Origin of the sequence: Aureimonas ureilytica DSM 18598 = NBRC 106430, from assembly GCF_000382705.1 — a bacterium.
GTDB classification, from domain to species: domain Bacteria; phylum Pseudomonadota; class Alphaproteobacteria; order Rhizobiales; family Rhizobiaceae; genus Aureimonas; species Aureimonas ureilytica.
Genome location: NZ_ARQE01000024.1, coordinates 1 through 18,544 on the forward strand (window position 1 = coordinate 1; position 18,544 = coordinate 18,544).

The following is an 18,544-nucleotide window of genomic DNA, read 5'->3' on the forward strand; positions in this document are numbered from 1 at the left end:
ATGGACAACCTTCCGGCCCACAAGACCGAGGGCGTGCGGTTGGCCGTCGAAGCGGTAGGCGCGTCCTTGCGCTTTCTGCCGCCCTACAGCCCCGACTTCAACCCGATCGAGATGGCATTCTCCAAGCTCAAGGCGCTCATGCGCGCCAAGGCCGAGCGAACGGTCGAGGCGCTCTGGAAAGCCGTCGGCACGCTCATCCCGCTCTTCCTCCCCGCCGAATGCGCCAACTACTTCAAAGCCGCAGGCTACGATGCAGACTGATCGGAAAACGCTCTAGTCGGAACAGCGCGCGTGACCCGCACGCTGTCTCAACCGGATGTTAGCAGCGTACCGCCCGGCACCTAGTTAATCATAGTCACGGCAAAATGATTTTGATCAGTCGATTGGCGCAGCCGGGGATATCTAGTGCGTAGAGCGGAATCCGGTACGTTGATCGGTATTTAAGGGGGAAAGCGTGATTGTAAAACAGCAGGACGAGACGCCGCCGGCTCTTCCCGAAAGTGAAATGTGCTTCCTTCTCATCGATACCGCCCGTCTGTTCTATCAGGCCTTGGATGGTTCGATCGTCGATAACAGGCAGGGTCTGACGCCGGGCACGCTTCGGGCGCTTGGCGCCGTCATTCGCTATCGGGGCATGGGTTTGAACCGCATTGCCGATCGAATGGACTTGGAGCCCATGTCCTTGATCGTTCATATCAACCGTCTCGCCACGCTCGGCCTTGTGGAGAGGCGGGAAGACCCCAAGGACAAAAGAAAGAAACCTCTCTACCCCACCGCCAAAGCCTTTGAGGTCATGAGAGATCTCGATCCCCATTTCGACAATCTTTACCGTGCGATGACGCAGGACATCCAGGCGGACGAGATGGCTCGTTTGGCGGCCGTCTTGACCAAGATGCGCGCTAATATGACAACGGATCCTGGCATTACCGCTCCATTCACTCTCCTGCCAGCGGAGCCCAACGCTTGCTCATCTGCGCAGTCGTGACGCTTGCCAGTCGTTTCAGGCTCACTGGTCCGTAAGCAGAATTTATGATTTTCTCAAGCAACTAGGGATAAGCTGATACCGGTTTAAGGATAGCAGATGCCCTACAGTCTCAGCCGAGCTCATAAGAAAATTATTCGCAACATCGCGTTCCCAATCATGGGAATAGTCGGGTTGATGATCTGCTTTGTTATCGCCTTAGCAGTGTTTCTTGCTCAGCAGCAAACCAGGGACGAAATAAAGCGCGAGCAAGATCTAGCGCGCGGCATGATCGATATCCGGTTGAGCGAGCTCACTAAAATCGTTAATGATTATGCTTTCTGGGACGATGCGGTAAGCAATCTCGCGAAAAAAACGAACTTCGAATGGGCTGAGACCAACGTCGGACCGACGATGAAAGAACGGTACGGCGTTGACGCCGTCTTCGTTCTCGATCCGGATGGCCGTACAACTTACGGCATGACGAACGAGAGCCGTACGCGACTGCCGGCAGAGCAAATCATGACGTCAGGATTTGACCGCATCCTTTCAGAAAGGGCAACTCGAGGACCAGCAGCGACCGCTTCGGGCATCGCTTTGGCGGACGGCCGACCTGCGCTCGTGGCGGTCTCACCCATTCGGCCATACAGCGGTCTTGTGGATGAGACCCGAGACCGGCGTACAATTCTCGCCTTCGTTGATTTGCTCGACGATGCTGAATTGCATCGTCTCTCCAAAGTTTACCGCCTGCCTGACCTGCATATTGAGGAGGGTGGCGCCCCAGCAACCGCTTCCGTCGTCGTCACAACATCTGATGGACGCGTACCCGTGCGCTTAGCCTGGACGGGTGATGACCCGGGCAAGCGACTCTTAGGGAAGCTGTTGCCGTTCCTATTGGCCTTGCTGGCAGCATTCGTAATTCTAATTCTTTTTGTGTTTCGTCAAATGAGTGTACTTTTGCGGAACCTGAGGCAGACCGAAGAGCGAGCATCACATGATCCGCTGACAGGCCTTCTCAATCGATCCGTCCTAATGCGGAAGTTGGAGGCGATGACTGATATTAAAGGGCAGGTTACGCCTCATACGCTCCTCTACCTCGACCTTGACGGGTTCAAAGCGGTCAACGACCGGTTCGGCCATGAAGTTGGTGACATGGTTCTCCGTACGGCGTCCCGACATATCAAAGCAGCGGTGCCGGACAGTGCATCGGTCTACCGCCTCGGGGGCGACGAATTTGCCGTTCTAATCGCTGAAGACCTTGATGTCTCCATCATTCGCAGCATCGGGGCACGGATTATTGGCGCCATCAGCCTCCCGATGACGGTCGCGGATCAATCGGTCAAAGTCGGCGCTACCATCGGCGTCTCTATAGCGCCTAAAGATGGTAAGGCCCCCCTCGATCTCATCCGTCATGCAGACCAAGCGCTATACATGGGTAAACGAGAGGGCAAGGGCTCGATACGTTGCTATATCGGGGTGCCGGATAAAGTTGCACGTCAGAAAGCGCATTAGCAATGTCTGAAGTTCGGCTGCGTACATAAGTTGTAATGTGCGTAGACATATATTTTTTATGAAGGCGCCGGACTTAACGGCATCGCAGCTCGCATGAATTTAGAGCCGATGTCCATGATCACGCAGATCGATCGTCTCAAGAAAGAAGAACTCGTGAAACGACGAGAGAGCCCACCGGACAGTCGAAGCAAGCTGCTTTAGCCCACCGCCAACGCCTCTGAGGTCATGAGGGATCTCGATCCCCATTTCGACAATCTCTACCGTGCGATGACGCAGGACATCCAGGCGGTCGAGATGGCTCATTTGGCAGCCGCTTTGATTTAAATGCGCCCCAATATGACAACCGATCCTGGTATAAGCGGCGCCTTCACTCCCCTGCCTGTCGAGCCCGAGAGGGCATAGCGTCAGGTCTCAAACCCTTGTTGTGCAGATCGCTTCGCGTGTCTGATGCCACCACCGGGCCAGCCTCCCGGCCAGCATCCAAAGGGCGACAGTCGCCGGCAGGGCGACCAGCCCGTCGACGGCATAGTGCCAGGCGAGGCTGATCGAGCCGAGGAAGATCCAGACCGCATAGGCTGCGAACACCAGACCAAGCCGAGGGCCGAGTTGGCTGGCCGCGAGCGCCATCAGGATGGCGACGCCGTTGTGCAGGCTCGGCATTGCGGAGATGCCGACGGGCGCGCTTTCGCCAATGTGGCCGGACCACAGGAGACCTTGGGCGCGAAGCGCATAGATCGGTGCGGTGGCGTCCGCTTCGCGAAGCGACGCCATCAGTCCGAGATAGGGGTTGGGCTCCAGCCCAATCAGGCCATAGAAGCAGGGACCGGCTGACGAGAGCAGCAGCGCCAGGATGTTGCCTTCCACCAGTCAGACGAGGAAGAAGGCGACGAGATAGCGCGTGCGCAGCACCGTCCGGCTCTTCATGAAGGCGCAGGCGACCAGCGTCGCCAGCATCAAGACGAACCAGACATTGTAGGCGACGTTCGTGGCGAACAGCACGATGGGATGGCCCATCAGAGGGCTCAGAACCTCGTGCGGCAGCGCTCCGAGGAACAGCGCGCGGTCCCAGGCGCTGAAGGTCTCGTCCCACGCGAATGGCTGGATCACTGGGATCGCGATCTTGAGGCTCGCAAACAGCGCGGAGAACGGCACGAACAGCACGATCACCGGCACGCCATTGGCGAGCCGGTCGCGGTCACTGATGTAGCGCCAGACCTCGCGCAAGAGCGCGACGGTCGGACTGCCCCTGGGCCGGGCGCGCACCATGCGGCCAAGACAGATCGTCAGAATGCAGATCGGCAGGATGAAGGTGCCGAGCTCGCTCGCCGTTGCGACGAGATCCCACGGGTTGGCGCTGCGCATCTGCGGGGTGACGACATGCAGCGTCGCATAGATGGCGATCTGAGCTGCCACGATCGCCGCCAGAAGGCCGTGACGCTCGAAGGCTGCCAAGCTGCCCCGGACCCAAGACCGGGCGCCAAGCGCGACATAGCGGTGGATGGCGAAGCTGGCTGTCACCGAAGGTCGCCTAGAGGCTTCGATCGATGATGCGGTTCAGCAGCGGCTCGACCGTTGGCGTGCGGGCCGCGATCATCACTCCGCCATCCCTGCGGAACTCGACCGTGATGGCCATCAGGCGAACCGACAGGTCGCCCTCCACGCCGGCCACGATCTCGAACACCGGCCCACCGATCATGCCTTTGGGATCGAGACTGATGTCGGCGCTGGAGCGCTCGAACCCAGGCACCTCGATCTTCTGCGCCCATTCCAGAAACAGCGGCTCCTCGACCGAGGTTCGGATGAAGTTGCCCCCGGTATAGGGCACCATCACCGCCTTGCCCTCGAGCGAACTCGGTCGACGCGACTTGCGGAAGGCGTTCGGCGTGCCGGGGAAGCCGAGATAGAGACGGCTGGTCGCGCCGGCGCGCCCGCCCGGCGCAATGATCGGCACGGTCCAGTTCGGCAGCACCGCGTTGGCCCGCACGAGAGCGTCGACATCGCAGACCGCCGCGCATTGCGCGCGATCCAGGCGACAGATCGCCTTGCGCAGCGACACCGCGCCAAGATGGGTCTGCATGTAGGTTTCGCCGAGCCCGAACTGCTCGGCGACCGAAAGAGCCGTCAGCGCAAGGATCCGGCCGCGCCGCTCCAGAAGGACGCCCGAGCCGAACACATGCATCACCAGCTCGCCGGTCCCGCTCTCCCTGAACTGGAAGAACGTCACCATCGACTCCAGAAGCCGATCGGCCTGGTCGTCGACCCAGGCCTTCACGAAGAGGTCGGTCGCAGACATGGGATCGGTCTTGGCGAGATGGCGGTGGATCTCGCTCGGCAGGATCGGGCCCGGGGCGAACTCGTTCGGGAGTGCTTCCATCACGCTGGACATCACGAGGCCGCCTGTGTCGGGAAGCAGGCTTTGGCCTGCATGTGCTCGGAGCCCGCCATCAGCTTCGCGATGAAGGGCAGGGGAGAGAAGATGTCGGTGGAGAGGCTGACCTTCGACTGGCCGGGCGCACCGTCGCAGTCGGCGGCGTCCTCGATGACGATCGCGGACGTTACCAGGGGAATGCCCCAGGAGCGCGCTTCCTGCTGGATGAAGGCGACCGCCAGATCGCGGCTGAAGGCGCCCTGCTGTGCGCAGTTCTCGTTGCGGATGCCGATGCAGCGGGCAGCGGTCGTCGCCGTCTTCTCGAGCGCGGTTTGGGTCCATACCACGCGGCCGACTTCGATCGTGCCGAACAGGAGAAGCACGAACGGCCAGACGACCATCGCGAACTCGACCGCGGTCGTGCCCTGTTCGTCCCTCAGAAGCGCGCGCGGGGCGCGCCTACTGGACCAGCGCCAATGTCTGCACATGGATGCCCTCGTTGCCGATGAAGCCGTATTGCGCGAACAGGGGCCTGTAGGGCCTCGTCACCTCGATCGAGACGTAACGGCCCGCCAGGCTTTTGTTCGAGCAGGGGGTGTTGCAGGCGACCTTGGCGCCCCAGGCGATCACGCCGTTCGCCAGCGTCGGGCAGCGACATTCGTCCGCCGCCGAGGCCGCGCCGGAAGCGACGCCTTGGCCGCCTCGGAAGTCGTAAGTGCGGCCACCGTTGAAGGTGATCCTGTAGGTCGCGTCCGGGCTGGCGAGGCCGCGCGTGCGCTGGAGGATCTTGGCCAGCGCCGTCGCCGTGGCGTCGGCGCTGGCGCCGGAGAGCCCCGCCCCCGACATCAGGGCGGCATTGGCGGCCGCCGAGACCCCCTCGTTCACCTGCATTCGCGACATGACCGCGAGGCCGATGTCGCCGGCGCCTGCCATGATGAGCATGAGAACTGGCCCGATGAGCGCGAACTCGATCGCGGCGACACCGCTGACGTCACGCCGGACCATCGACCCCATCGAACGGAGCTTCGCGATCGCGGCCATCTCAGCGCACCAGCTTCGCGATCTTACCGGCGCCGCCGGTTCCGCCCTTCAGCTTCTCGCATTCGGACGCCGCCGCCGTGCCGCCCGACACGGTGATCGTGGTGCCGATCATCATCAGGCAGCTCTCCTGCGAGCCCGAGGCGGACGAGCCGCCATCCATCCTGATCGGCCCCTTCGGGAAGTAGAAGGCGCCCGAGATCGTCCCGCCGCTAGCGCCGCTGGTCAGCGTCGCCCCGGCCTTGTTGCCCTGCGGGCCGACCACCGCGATCTGCGCGAAGTCGCCCGATGCCGGCGAAGTCAGAACCATCTTGTTGTAGCCGCTGGAGGCGCAGAACGACGTGCCCTGGCAGGCCCAGCTCGTCATCGTCTCCTTGCCGGACAGGACGATCGTGACGTCCTTGGCATAAAGGCTGGTGTTGCGACCGTTGCAGTCGGCGGCACCGCCATAGGTCTGGCCGAGGCCGAGATAGCCGTCGATCGTGTAGATCCCGGCGCCCAGCTCCAGCGCGCCGGAGACATCGATCGAGCCGGCAATGTCGTGCTGCGCACTGGCGGGCAGCGCGAGGCAGGTGCCGCCTCCGGTCTCGATCCGGCCTTTGGACTCGAAGGTCGTGGCCGAACCGCTGGCGCCTGCCAGAACCAGCGATCCGCTCTTCACATGGATCGCGCGATCGGTCGTGGAGGTGCCGATCTTGTAGCTGTTGCCGCGGCCCGACCCCAGCACCCCTTTGACGCCGCCGTCCATCATCACCCCGAAGGGCAGTTCGAAGTCCGAGGGACCGGCAAACGTCATCGCGCCGTTGTTGCCGCCGCAGATCGAGAACCCGCAGGGGCCTTGCCCAACTTGAAACGAGCCGGCGCCGAAGGTCGCCTCGCTGCCGCCCATGGTGATGCCGCCGGGCACGACGTAGTTGCCGGCGCCGAACCGATAATTGCCGCCACCCTGGCTCTTGATGCTGGCAAACGTGTAGGTGGCGATGTCGTAGCGTGCCCGGTCGCGGCCCAGATCGAACTCGACCATCTGGCCACTCTCGATTAGGAAGTCGCCGAACCGGAACGCCTTGCGCGTCGGGTCGCAGGTGACGGTCCAGATCGATCCGTAGACCGCGCTGCATCCCTGGTCCGTCAGGGCTTGTGTCAGCTTCAGCCGCTTGCCCGTGTCCCAGGGATTGAAGTCGAGATCCTTTCCGCCGCCGCCGCCCGGCGCGTTGGGCGCCTTCAGCTTGGCGACAAGCTTCAGGCGGTCGACCGCCGCCGCGACGGCCTTGTTGTCGGCCAGGGGGTCGGGTGTCGCCTGCTTGGTGATCGACGCCGGCGTTCCGTCCGGCTTCTGGATCGTCTTGCACCAATCGGGCTGATCGGGGGCACTGGCGGCGTTGTGCGACACGCTTTTGGCGACGATCTTGGTCCCGCAGGGCGAGGAGATCAAGGCGTTCGAGGCCACCGTGCATTTGGGGGCATTGAGAACCGTGCCGCCCGACATGGTGATGCCGGTCCCGGCGGGGTCTAAGGCGATGATGCAGCCGGCCCCGTCCGTTCCACCGCCGACCTCTGCCATCGAGGCCGAGGCGATCGTCAGATCCTTGGCGCCCAGCACCTTGGCGAGGAACAGGGCGTGCGGCGAGGCGATCGAGACGCTGACCGCTTTCGAGCCCGCCGATCGCGGTGAAGGCACCAGGGCGACCGTCATCTGCGATGCGGGGATGCCGTGGAGCTGCCCGATGTTCAAGGCGCTGGCTCGCATCGCGACTTCGGACTGGCCCTGGCCAAAAGCTAGCGCGCCGGCGAAGGCTGCTGCGTCCGACACACGCTGATGCTCGGTCTGGATCGTGAGGGCGTTGCCGTATTCCACGGCGAGCGCCGCGACACCGATCATCGCGGGAAGCGCCAGCGCCGCCATGATGGCGACGCCACCGTGCTGGTCTCCGGAAAATCGATGCAGATGCCGCTGAGTTGCGGCCGTGGCATTCTTACGGCGATCAATACGCAACGTCGTGGACCACTCACCAGAAGAAATCGGCAAGGGTTCGGGCTGGATGATCCGTACGGGTGAGTTGTGCTTGCGCCAGACCGAGCCGATCCGACAACAGTGAGGCATGACCCTTACGAACTACATCGAAGAACGAATCCTGTGGCCATCTTTATCCCGACGAAATCGTTAAGGTGGTCTGAATCACTGCGGAAATCGGAATGGTAGATTCGGTTAAGAAGTTCTTAGGGACGTTTTGTGAGCTGTGAGCGAGCGCTTTCGCTCTTTCCCGAATGTTCGTAAAGCACTGTAATCGCTCAAACATTAACAGCGGGACCATCTGAGATATCTTGCGATCCGCCTGTTCGCGGATCTCCTCCCTACCCTGGGAAAAAATCCAGTCTAGGGAAATCGCATAGCGAATATGGGTGTTAAATCCGAATCGAAGAGAAGTCGAAATTAGCCGTCTGTAAAGCAAGGAGATTGCTTCATCTTGCAAACTGTCTGGAGTTTGCCGCCCGTTAACGCCGCATCGCTCTATTGTGGCAAAATTCGCGGCCGAGCGACTTGGGTGGAGTGCTTCCAACGCAGCACATCACCCGAACCCTCTCTCCTAATGGTCAAAAACCACGATGCTAAGCCCAACGCTTGCTACCCGGCTCCAGAACCGTTCGAAGTTCACGTCTGACAGCGTGGACAGCACGATCGGGCATGAACCGCCGGCGATCGTGGATGACACCATGCCAGCCGGGAGGCGAGCGCCGGGCGACATCCAAGACATCGGGGCGACCCTTCGAACCGCATTCGTCCCAGGTCCCCAGGCGTTCGCGCCAGCGCCCGCTTCGGCACCAGCGGCGCCTGTTGCGCAGAACAAGGATCGCTCCGGTTCGCGTCGCTTCCTGAAGACCGTCCTGGGTCTCACGCTGATTTCCGCATTCGGGGTCTATCCTCTCTACGCTCTGATGCAGCCCTCCAGCGTCGAGGCCGTGCTGAATGCCCGCCTCGTCACGCTGCGTGCGCCGATCAGCGGCCGCGTCGACGCCATTCGCACAGTGGACGACGCCGGCATTCTCGCGCGGGGCGCTCAGTTGCTGACCATCCACAACGACCGCACCGATCGCGGTCGCCTCGATGAACTCGAGAGCCAGAAGGGCCGCCTTTCCAACGAACTCACAGCGATCACCGCCAAGCTCCGCAACGCCGAGGGGGAGCGCGTCCAGCTCGATGCGGCGGTTCGGCAGTTCAGCCGGGGGCGGCTCGCTCAGCTTCAGGCCCGGCGCGCCGAACTCACCGATGAGATCGCTATGGCGACCCTGCGCCACGAGGAAGCGGCCCATGCCGCCTCGCGCTCAGTAGCGCTGGCCTCGGGCGGCACCATCTCCAATGTGGAAGCGGCCCGCGTGGCACGCGAAGCATCGCTGGCCGCCCTGCAGACGGACACGCTCCGCCATCGCCTGGCCTCGCTCACCCAGGAGATCGAAGCTGCGCACGCCGGCATCTTCATCGGCGATGGCTCCAACAATGACCGGCCCAGCTCGATGCAGCGCGCCGAGAGCGTCGAAGCCGAGATCGCCAGCTTCGCGGTCGAGCGCGACCGCCTCGCCGCCGAACTCGCCCGCGTCTCGGCCGAGATCAGCCAGGACACCGCGCGCTTCTCGCTCCTCTCCAACGCCGCCCTCACGGTTCCGACCGAAGGTCGCATGTGGGAGCGGCTCGTCTCGCCCGGCGAAGAGGTCTCTTCAGGACAGGCCATGGTGCGCTTGGTGGATTGCTCCACCACCGTCGTCACCGCCAACGTCACCGAGAGCGTCTACAATGGCCTCAGCATCGGCACAGCGGCCCGGTTCATCCCCGCCGACGATGGCGAGGATCTGAACGGTCGGGTGGTCAACCTCACTGGCATGGCCAACGCCGCCGCCAACTTCGCCATCGAGCCCAGTGCCCTGCGAAAGGAGCCTTACCGGGTCCTGATCGGCCTTCCCGGCTCACAGAACGCTTCTTGCTCGATCGGACGCACCGGGCGGGTCGAGTTCAATCGAAGTGACTTGGCTGCGCCATGATGGAGTGGGCGGATTCTCTGGCACCGGCGCTCGCCACCTTCGGGCTCGCCATGATGGTCGTGCCCTGGCTCGATCGCGACCATGTGCTCTCGCGTCAGATCATGGCCGCCGTCACCTTCGCGTTTCTCCTGCGCTACGCGCTCTGGCGGGTGTTCGAGACCCTGCCCGCCGCCGGACTGAGCGTCCACTTCGCCGCTGGGCTCCTCTTTCTAGCCGTCGAGCTGACCTGCCTCCTCGCGGCATCGCTGGGGCTCGTGTTCCTGTCTCGGACCAAGAACCGAACCGCCGAGGTCGAAGCGAACCAAGGCTGGTTCGCGTCCCAGAAGCCGCCGCTCGTCGATGTCCTGATCTGCACCTACAACGAAGACCAGACCATTCTGGAACGCACCATGGCCGGCGCCACCGGCATGGACTACCCCAACTTCCGAGTTTGGGTGCTGGACGACGGCCGCCGCCCCTGGCTCGAGGACCTCGCCGGGCGTCTTGGCTGCCACTACCTGACCCGGCCCGACAACGCCCACGCCAAGGCGGGCAACATCAACCACGCGCTCGGCCATCTCAGCGCTTTGCCGGAACGGCCCGACTTCGTGTCGATCCTCGACGCCGACTTCGTGCCGCTGCCGCAGTTCCTCTCGCGCGCCCTATGTCTCTTCCGCGAGCCCAGCGTCGGCTTGGTGCAGACCCCGCAGCACTTCATCAATCCGGACCCGATCCAGACCAATCTGGCCGTCACGCGCGTCTGGCCCGACGAGCAGCGCTACTTCTTCGACGTCATCATGGCGTCCAAGGACGCCTGGGGCGCGGCCTTCTGTTGCGGCACCTCGTCGGTCATCCGCTTCGATCCGCTGGTGCGGATCGGCGGCTTCCCGACCGACAGCGTGACCGAGGACTACCTTCTGACGCTCCGCTTGAAGGAGTCCGGCTTCACGACCTCCTATCTCAATGAGGCGCTGACCTTCGGTCTCGCGCCCGAAGGGCTGAAGGAATACATCACCCAGCGCGGGCGCTGGTGCCTCGGCTTCATGCAGATCGTGCGCGGTCGCAGTGGTCCCTTCTCGCGCACCTCGACGCTCACCTTCATCGACCGCCTGTCGCTCCTCGACAGCTTCCTGGGATGGGCGGTGGTCTATCCCGCGCGCATCCTCGGGCTTCTCCTGCCGATCCTCTACCTCCTGTTCGGCCTCCACATCGTGGAGACAGACCTGGCCTCCACCCTCCAGAACTACCTGCCGTTCTTCCTCTGGCAGATGGTCACGCTCGGCTGGATCTCCCAAGGTCGATCCTTGCCGATCATGTCCGACGTCTCTCAGGTGATCGTGACCCCAGCGATCGTGAAAGCCGTCTTCATCGGCCTGGCGCGGCCCAAGGGCCAGAAGTTCAAGGTCACGGCCAAAGGCGGGGATCGCGATCTTCGCTTCGTGGAATGGCCTCTGCTGCGCACCTTCGGCGCGCTGGCCGCGCTCAATCTGGCCGCGATCGCCTACGCCTTCGCGATCGATGTCCGCGGTGAGCTCCTGGCCAATGGCGGTGTTGCGCTGGTCTGGTCCTGGTTCAATCTGGTGATTCTTGCCATCACCTGCTTCATCTGCGTGGAGCAGCCCCGGCGCCGGAAGGCCGAGCGGTTTGCGACCGACGAGGCCATTCTGGTCGAACTGGACGGACAGTCGGCGATCTATCGGCTGCTCGACATCTCGATCAGCGGCGCGCAGATCCAGGGCGCGTCGCCGATGCCTGCCGGCACACGGTTCTCCTGCACAATCCGCGGACGCGAGGTCGAGGCCACGGTCGTTCGGTGCCTTGGCGGAAGCTTCGCCATCAAGTTCAGCGAGGTGCTGGAGTCGCGGGTCTCCATGATCCGCATGTTCTACGCCGGTCGCTATCTCAAGCCATTTTTCGGCGTGCAGCCAACCCGCGTCGGCCGCGCCATCCTCCAACGTGTTCTGTCCTGACGAGCCTGCAATGACCGAAAATCTCGACATTGATGCCGCCATGAATGTGTTCGCTCTGGCTGCCGCCGACGCCGTTCGGTGGTGGCTCACGGTCGATGGACCGCTTCTCAGCATCATTCACGGCCCTGGATCGACACGACCGGCAAAGTCACCCTTCTCCGCCGAGCATGTCGAAAGCGTCGCCAAGCTATACGGTTTCCGGCGCACGATGGCAGGCACGCCCGACGACGACCTCCGGGTCGCGAAGCTGATCAATTCCCATACGCGGCAGGGGACATCGCTTGGGGAGCAGGCCCGCCAACTTCAGGGTCTGGTGCGAACACTCCACGAGGGTCAAATCCCTCGGTCCGGCAAGCCTCGAACGGGGCTTATGGTCTCCGGCACCACCAAGCTCGCGTGGTTCAAAGACCCCACCGGCTGGACGCCGTTCGATTCCATCGCGGCCACCGGGCTCAAGATCCCAAGGACAACGCCCCTCGATCGGATGCTTCGGTTTTATCAGGCTCTCGACATGATCGGCTTCCTCCAGATGGCTGCGATCGTTGATCAGCATATCGAGCGTCATGACCTTGGCTGCCGGATCAGTGCCTTCAACCGGGTGCGCGGCGAACGCGTCGTCGATCGGTTTCTGATGTTCAAGGGAATGGAGGCGAGCCGACAGACCGCGGAGCTGGCGATCGCCAGGCATTTCGTCTTCTGTACCCCGCCTTACCTCTGCCACTCGCTGACATCGCTGATGCTCGCTCTGATGGGCGACATGAACCTGCGGTCCCGGATCCGTCCGCTTTGCTAGAACGCACCGGCCCCCGCCCGCCGAGCCAGGACGTCAGCCAGCCGTCGGGACGTCCCTCGAAACCGCAACCTAGGCGAGCTACATGAGGACCAATGACCTATGCGATCATCATCGCCGCCATGATCCTCGCCGGCCTCGCCCTCCGAAGTGCGGAGCGGGAGTTGCATGACCTCAGAGCCGAAAGGTGGCATCGCAAGAAGTACGGCATCCCATTCCCGACCATCCTGGCACAGATGCAGTTCGTCGACGCCCTGTACCGACGCCAATTCGAATGCGTGTTCCTGATCGGCCTCATGGCGGCCTGCGGCGGCCTCCTCGCATTCCTGCTCCTTCAAGATTTGAGGATTTTCGCCGTTCAATAGGAGACCAACAAGCGCCGCCCAGGCGGGAGCGGCCATAGGCAGAGGGAGAGGGAGGGCCGGGAAGGCAAGCCTTCCGCGGATCGAGAGAGAGCGGCGGGCACCATGCCAACCGTGGAGATCCTTCAATGAACCTCTTCGATCGCACCGCCTCGTTCTCCTCCGCCACGCTGGTCGAGCCGCACCGCGCCGTGTTTCAGGCTGGCGGCGTCCTCCTGAAGATGCTCGAGGGCGGCAAGAAGCTGGACAACAAGGCCCTTCGCGCTGCTATGGAGGCGGCCTTCGGCGCATCCGACGCCGATGGCGCCTGGATCTGGAAGGACGCCTACGAGGCCGCCGAGATCGCGCAGATCCTATTCGTCGGCAAATACGGCGCCGCCATGCGCCGCCAAGCCGGATCGGCTTCGGCCTTCCTCACCATGCTCGATCGCCTCGCCGGTCTCGTCGGCACGCAGACCCGGCGTTCCGAGGACGGGCAGGCGCTGCAGCAGTTCTCGACGCCGCTGCCGCTCGCCTTTGTGGCGGCCGAGGCCGCCGCCATCGTTGAGGGTGATCTTGCACTGGAGCCTTCCGCCGGCACCGGCATGCTCGCGGTCTTCGCCCGCCTCGCCGGCGCCTCGCTGGCGCTCAACGAGTATGCCGAGTTGCGTGTGCAGATCCTGCGCCAGGTCTTCGAGACCCGCGCTGTGACGCAGTTCGACGCCGCGACGATCCACGACCGCCTTCCGGCTTCGATCGTGCCCTCCGTGGTCGTGATGAACCCGCCCTTCTCGGCCTCACCCAAGGTCGAGGGCCGCTACAAGGCCGCGACCTACAAGCACATTCGCAGCGCCCTTCAGCGCCTGGCGCCCGAAGGTCGCCTCGTCACCATCACCGGCGAGAGCTTCTCGCCGATGGGCGCCTGGCGGGAGGCGTTCGAAGACCTGCAGCGCATCGGCCGCGTCGTCTTCTCCGCGGCGATCGACGGCAAGGTCTATGCCTCGCACGGCACGACCATCGAGACCCGTCTGACCGTCTTCGACAAGTGCCCGGCCGACGACGCCTCGCGTTTCGACGGCCTGCATCCGATCGTGTCCTCATCGAGCGAGCTGCTCCAGCTCGTGCAGTCGGCATGTCCCGTCCGTCGCTCCGCTCCGGTCTCGGCTGTACCGAGCACCCCGGCTGCCTCGCCCGCTCCGGTGGTCGAGAGCCTGGCCGCGATCCGCGAGCGCGCCCGTGCCGAGACGCGCGAGCTTGCGCTCTCGCAGTCGCGGCACAAGCTCGATGGCGTCGACCTAGCGGAGGTGTCCTATCTCCCGCGCGCGTGGGCGCCTTCGCAGGCGGCCCTAACGACCGCGCTCTATGAGACCTACGAGGTCCAGTCGATCGCCATCGAGGGCGCGCAGCCTCACGTCACAACGCTGGTCCAGTCGGCCGCCATGGCGTCCGTTGCTCCGCCCGTTCCTTCCTACCGGCCCAAGCTGCCGGTCACTGTTGTGCGCGACGGGCTCCTGTCGGACGCCCAGCTCGAGACCGTGATCTATGCCGGCGAGGCGCACTCGACCTTTCTGAAGGGCCGCTACACGCTTCACCCCGAGCACGGCACTCTTATCGCCGCGCGCGACGACGATCCGGCGGCGTTCCGCGTCCGTCGTGGCTTCTTCCTCGGTGACGGCACGGGCTGTGGCAAGGGCCGCCAGGTCGCCGGCATCATCATGGACAATTGGCTCCAGGGTCGCCGCAAGGCCGTCTGGCTGTCGAAGTCCGACAAGCTTATCGAGGACGCCCAGCGCGACTGGACCGCCCTTGGCGGCGCCGCCTCCGACATCGTTCCGCTCTCGCGCTTCCGCCAGGGCTCCGACATCCGCTTGGACAGCGGCATCCTCTTCATCACCTACGCCACGCTGCGCTCGGCCGAGCGCGGCGACAAGGCCAGCCGTCTCGACCAGATCGTGAAGTGGCTTGGGGTCGACTTCGACGGCGTGATCCCGTTCGACGAGGCCCATGCCATGGCGAACGCCGCCGGCGGCACGTCCGAGCGCGGCGACGTCAAGCCCTCGCAGCAGGGCAAGGCCGGGCTGGACCTCCAGAACCAGCTTCCGAACGCTCGCGTCGTCTACGTCTCGGCGACCGGCGCCACCGAGGTCTCCAACCTCGCCTACGCCGCGCGCCTTGGCCTGTGGGGCACGGGCGACCTTCCGTTCAAGGACCGTGGCGCCTTTGTCGGCGCCATGGAGGAGGGCGGCATCGCCGCCATGGAGGTGATCTCGCGCGACCTCAAAGCCCTTGGCCTCTACATCGCCCGTTCGGTGTCCTATGAGGGCGTCGAGTACGAGATGCTCGTCCACGAGCTGACGCCCGCGCAGCGCGCCATCTACGACAGCTATGCCGGCGTCTTCCAGATCATCCACCAGAACCTCGAAGCCGCCCTGCAGGCGTCGAACGTCACCGGCGACAACGGCCGGTCGCTCAACCGCAACGCCAAGTCGGCCGCGCGCTCGGCCTTCGAGTCCAACAAGCAGCGCTTCTTCATGCATCTGATCGGTGCCATGACCTGCCCCAGCCTCATTCCCGCGATCCAGGCCGATCTCGATGAAGGCCGCGCCAGCGTCATCCAGATCGTCTCGACTTCGGAGGCGCTGATGGAGCGCCGCCTGGCGGAGATCCCGGCCTCCGAGTGGCATGATATTCAGGTCGACGTGACGCCGCGCGAGTACGTCATGGACTACCTCGTTCACTCCTTCCCGGTGCAGCTCTACGAGGTGTTCACCGATGCCGACGACAAGCTGTCGTCCCGGCCCGTCGTGGACGGCGACGGCAACATCGTCCTGTGCCGCGAAGCCGTCGAGAAGCGCGACGCCTTGATCGAGCATCTCGGTTCGCTCGCCCCGGTCCAGAGCCTTCTCGACCAGATCCTCTGGCACTTCGGCACGGACGAGGTGGCCGAGGTGACAGGCCGCTCGCGCCGCATCGTCAAGGACAGCGACGGCAAGCTGAAGGTCCAGAACCGCCCCGCCTCTTCCAACCTCGCGGAGACGCAGGCGTTCATGGACGACAAGAAGCGCATCCTGATCTTCTCGGATGCCGGCGGGACCGGGCGGTCCTACCATGCCGACCTCTACGCTCGGAACCAGCGGCTTCGCGTCCACTACCTCGCGGAGCCGGGCTGGCGCGCGGCCGAGGCCATCCAGGGCCTTGGTCGCACCCACCGCACCAACCAGGCCCAGCCGCCGCTGTTCCGGCCCGTGGCGTCCAACGTGAAGGGCCAGAAGCGCTTCCTGTCCACCATCGCGCGCCGCCTCGATACGCTCGGCGCCATCACGCGCGGCCAGCGCCAGACCGGCGGGCAGGGCATGTTCCGGCCCGAGGACAATCTGGAAAGCAGCTACGCCCGCGCCGCACTGCGCCAGTTCTATGGCGCGGTGGTTCGCGGCAAGATCGAGGCCTGTTCGCTGTCTCGCTTCGAGGAGATGACCGGCCTGGAGCTCACGGACAATGGGACGCTCCGCGAGGAGCTTCCGCCGATCTCCCGCTTCCTGAACCGCTGCCTTGCCCTCACGATCGAGATGCAGGACGCCGTGTTCGATGCCTTCACCGGCATTCTCGATGGGATCGTCGAGAGCGCGATCGCCAGCGGCACCTTCGATACCGGCCTGGAGACCCTGCGCGCCGAGAGCTTCCGGATCATCGATCGCAACGCGATCTACACCGCCCCCTCCGGCGCCAAGACCATGGCGCTGACGGTCGAGGAGACCAAGCGCAACCGACCCTGCACGCTGGCCGACGTCCAAGCCATGCTGCGAGAGACCCGCGACGCCCGCCTTCTCGTGAACGAGCAGTCGGGACGCGCCGCCGTCGAGGTGCCGACGTTCTCGCTCATGACCGAAGACGGCGCGCCGATCGATCGGGTCCGTCTGATCCGGCCCATGCACGCCGAGAACATGCTCGAGCTGGAACTGGCCTCCTCCCATTGGAAGCCGGTGGCCGACGCCGCCTTCGAAGCGGCGTGGCAGGCCGAGGTCGACGCGGTGCCCGAGTTCAACCACTCGCGCATCACCGTCATGTCCGGCCTTCTCCTGCCGATCTGGGATAAGCTCCCGCGGGACAATCCGCGCGTTTATCGTCTCCAGACCGATGAGGGCGAGCGCATCGTCGGCCGTCTCGTTACGGCGGACGAGCTGAACACGGTCTATGCCAAGCTCGGCCTGAACTGCTCGGCGGTGATGACCTCCGAGGAGATCAGCGAGGCGGTGATGGTCAAGAACGCCGCCGTCACACTCCAGGAGGGTCTCGTGATCCGCCGCTCGCGCGTTATGGATGCGTTCCGGATTGAGGTGGTAGGCTTCGATCAGACCCACATCAAGCACCTGAAGCAGCTCGGATGCACGACCGAGATCATCCAGTGGAAGACACGGGTGTTCGTTCCTCTCCAGGGGAGCGTGGAGACCCTGGACCGGCTGACCGCGAGCTACCCGCAGGCGGGGAGCGAGGGGCAAGCGCTGGCCGCGTAGCCGAACAGTCGGCTGAGAGCGAGCCGGGGGCGGCCAAGCCCCCGGTTGCCTATGGAGTTGGCCGCGTCAGGGGGTTTGAAAACATGGAGAGCGCACAGGACATCGCGCGCGAGCTCGGCGCGCACGCCGAGAGCTTCTGCCGAGCGTATCTGCCCAATGGGCGCTCTGCGGGTGGATATTGGCAGATCGGAGACGTGTCGGGCGCGGCGGGTGGAAGCCTTGCTATCCGCCTTCAGGCCAGCGGCGGCCGCTTGGCGGGCAAATGGCAGGACTATGCGACCGGCGAGCGAGGCGACCTCCTCGACCTCATTCCGCATCTCACCAACGCCCGGTCCTTTGGCGAGGTGATGCGCGAGGCACGGAGTTTCCTCGGCAAGCCTGACCTCGTTCGCGTCGCACCGACGCCCGCTGCGGACACGGCGCGCAAGCCTGACCTCACCAAGCGCGAGAAGGCAGCGAGGCTCCTCGCCAGCGCCCAGCCGCTCGCTGGCACCCTTGGCGAGCGCTACCTTCGGAACCGTGACATCGAGTGTTTCGACCCTGCTCTTGCCTTCCATCCAGCGTGTTATCTGCGCGACAGCACCAGCGGCGAGCTTTTAAAGCTGCCCGCGCTACTGGCTCGCATCACGGACAATGCCGGGCAGACCACCGGAGTCGCGCGCGCATGGCTCGATCCCGAGCGAGGCGCTGTGGCCGACATCGAGGACCCCAAGCGCGTCATGGGCGATCTCTATGGCAATGCCGTGCGGTTCGGACGAGCCGGCACCGTCCTTGGCTGCGGTGAAGGGATCGAGACGATGCTGTCTGTCGGCACCGCCCTGCCGAAGCTGCCGATCGCGGCCTGCCTGACCGCCACCCATCTCGGTCTTTTCGAGGTGCCCAATGGCGTCGAGCAGGTGTGGGTGTTCCGCGACAACGACGAGGCCGGGCGTCGAGGCACCCTCCATCTGCGCGAGCGGCTGCGGGAGGCCGGACGATCTATCCGGGTGCGCGAGATCGTGCCTGTCCTGGGCGATTTCAACGACGACCTCAGTGCCTGGGG

At 64.2% G+C, this 18,544-nt stretch carries 16 protein-coding genes; 10 read left to right on the top strand and 6 right to left on the bottom strand.

Going from position 1 to position 18,544, the window contains the following annotated elements; translation table 11 throughout:
• From B146_RS0123530 to B146_RS30330, 4 genes are all read left to right on the top strand, one after another.
• A partial coding sequence (locus B146_RS0123530; protein WP_019998938.1) for a transposase occupies window positions 1-261 on the top strand: 261 nt, incomplete at its 5' end.
• Between the two features lie 193 nt (window positions 262-454).
• Entirely contained in the window at window positions 455-985 is a 531-nt protein-coding gene (locus B146_RS27315) for a MarR family winged helix-turn-helix transcriptional regulator (RefSeq protein WP_155897695.1), read from the top strand.
• A gap of 96 nt (window positions 986-1,081) precedes the next feature.
• Window positions 1,082-2,473: a sensor domain-containing diguanylate cyclase gene (locus tag B146_RS0123540; RefSeq protein WP_019998940.1), complete on the top strand. Its 1,392-nt coding sequence runs from the start codon at window positions 1,082-1,084 to the stop codon at window positions 2,471-2,473.
• 114 nt (window positions 2,474-2,587) lie between these two features.
• A complete protein-coding gene (locus B146_RS30330) occupies window positions 2,588-2,674 on the top strand; it encodes a hypothetical protein (protein WP_407638567.1) in 87 nt (28 codons plus the stop codon).
• 210 nt (window positions 2,675-2,884) lie between these two features.
• Here the strand turns inward: B146_RS30330 and B146_RS0123550 are convergent, their stop codons facing one another.
• Genes B146_RS0123550 through B146_RS0123575 form a run of 6 tightly spaced genes read right to left on the bottom strand, consistent with a single transcriptional unit; the run spans window position 2,885 to window position 7,782 of the window.
• Window positions 2,885-3,337 (bottom strand): phosphatase PAP2 family protein, encoded by a 453-nt coding sequence (locus tag B146_RS0123550; protein ID WP_019998942.1) that lies wholly within the window; start codon window positions 3,335-3,337, stop codon window positions 2,885-2,887.
• 3 nt (window positions 3,338-3,340) lie between these two features.
• On the bottom strand, window positions 3,341-3,991 hold the full coding sequence (locus B146_RS0123555) for a hypothetical protein (protein ID WP_019998943.1): 651 nt from the start codon (window positions 3,989-3,991) through the stop codon (window positions 3,341-3,343).
• Window positions 3,992-4,001: 10 nt separating this feature from the next.
• On the bottom strand, window positions 4,002-4,859 hold the full coding sequence (locus tag B146_RS0123560; protein WP_019998944.1) for a hypothetical protein: 858 nt from the start codon (window positions 4,857-4,859) through the stop codon (window positions 4,002-4,004).
• A complete protein-coding gene (locus B146_RS0123565; RefSeq protein WP_040408936.1) occupies window positions 4,859-5,329 on the bottom strand; it encodes a TadE/TadG family type IV pilus assembly protein in 471 nt (156 codons plus the stop codon). The genes B146_RS0123560 and B146_RS0123565 overlap by 1 nt, the downstream gene beginning before the upstream one ends.
• Window positions 5,301-5,846: a TadE/TadG family type IV pilus assembly protein gene (locus tag B146_RS0123570; protein ID WP_162141974.1), complete on the bottom strand. Its 546-nt coding sequence runs from the start codon at window positions 5,844-5,846 to the stop codon at window positions 5,301-5,303. The genes B146_RS0123565 and B146_RS0123570 overlap by 29 nt, the downstream gene beginning before the upstream one ends.
• Before the next feature lie 37 nt (window positions 5,847-5,883).
• The gene (locus B146_RS0123575) at window positions 5,884-7,782 is read right to left on the bottom strand and encodes a hypothetical protein (RefSeq protein ID WP_019998947.1); all 1,899 of its coding nucleotides are present in this window, start codon (window positions 7,780-7,782) and stop codon (window positions 5,884-5,886) included.
• Window positions 7,783-8,813: 1,031 nt separating this feature from the next.
• Here B146_RS0123575 and B146_RS0123580 point away from each other — a divergent pair.
• The 6 genes from B146_RS0123580 to B146_RS0123605 form a co-directional block, all read left to right on the top strand.
• A complete protein-coding gene (locus B146_RS0123580; RefSeq protein ID WP_155897697.1) occupies window positions 8,814-9,911 on the top strand; it encodes an HlyD family secretion protein in 1,098 nt (365 codons plus the stop codon).
• Window positions 9,911-11,860 (top strand): glycosyltransferase, encoded by a 1,950-nt coding sequence (locus B146_RS0123585; protein WP_019998949.1) that lies wholly within the window; start codon window positions 9,911-9,913, stop codon window positions 11,858-11,860. Before B146_RS0123580 ends, B146_RS0123585 begins: the two co-directional genes overlap by 1 nt.
• Before the next feature lie 10 nt (window positions 11,861-11,870).
• Window positions 11,871-12,653 carry a hypothetical protein gene (locus B146_RS0123590; RefSeq protein ID WP_019998950.1) on the top strand — a complete coding sequence of 261 codons (783 nt, stop codon included), beginning with the start codon at window positions 11,871-11,873 and terminating at the stop codon, window positions 12,651-12,653.
• Window positions 12,654-12,745: 92 nt separating this feature from the next.
• A complete protein-coding gene (locus B146_RS0123595; protein WP_019998951.1) occupies window positions 12,746-13,015 on the top strand; it encodes a hypothetical protein in 270 nt (89 codons plus the stop codon).
• A gap of 125 nt (window positions 13,016-13,140) precedes the next feature.
• Complete coding sequence (locus B146_RS0123600; RefSeq protein WP_019998952.1) at window positions 13,141-17,502, top strand: strawberry notch family protein; 4,362 nt, start codon at window positions 13,141-13,143, stop codon at window positions 17,500-17,502.
• Between the two features lie 194 nt (window positions 17,503-17,696).
• Window positions 17,697-18,544: DUF7146 domain-containing protein (locus tag B146_RS0123605; protein WP_205753720.1), on the top strand; the 848-nt coding region annotated here is incomplete at its 3' end.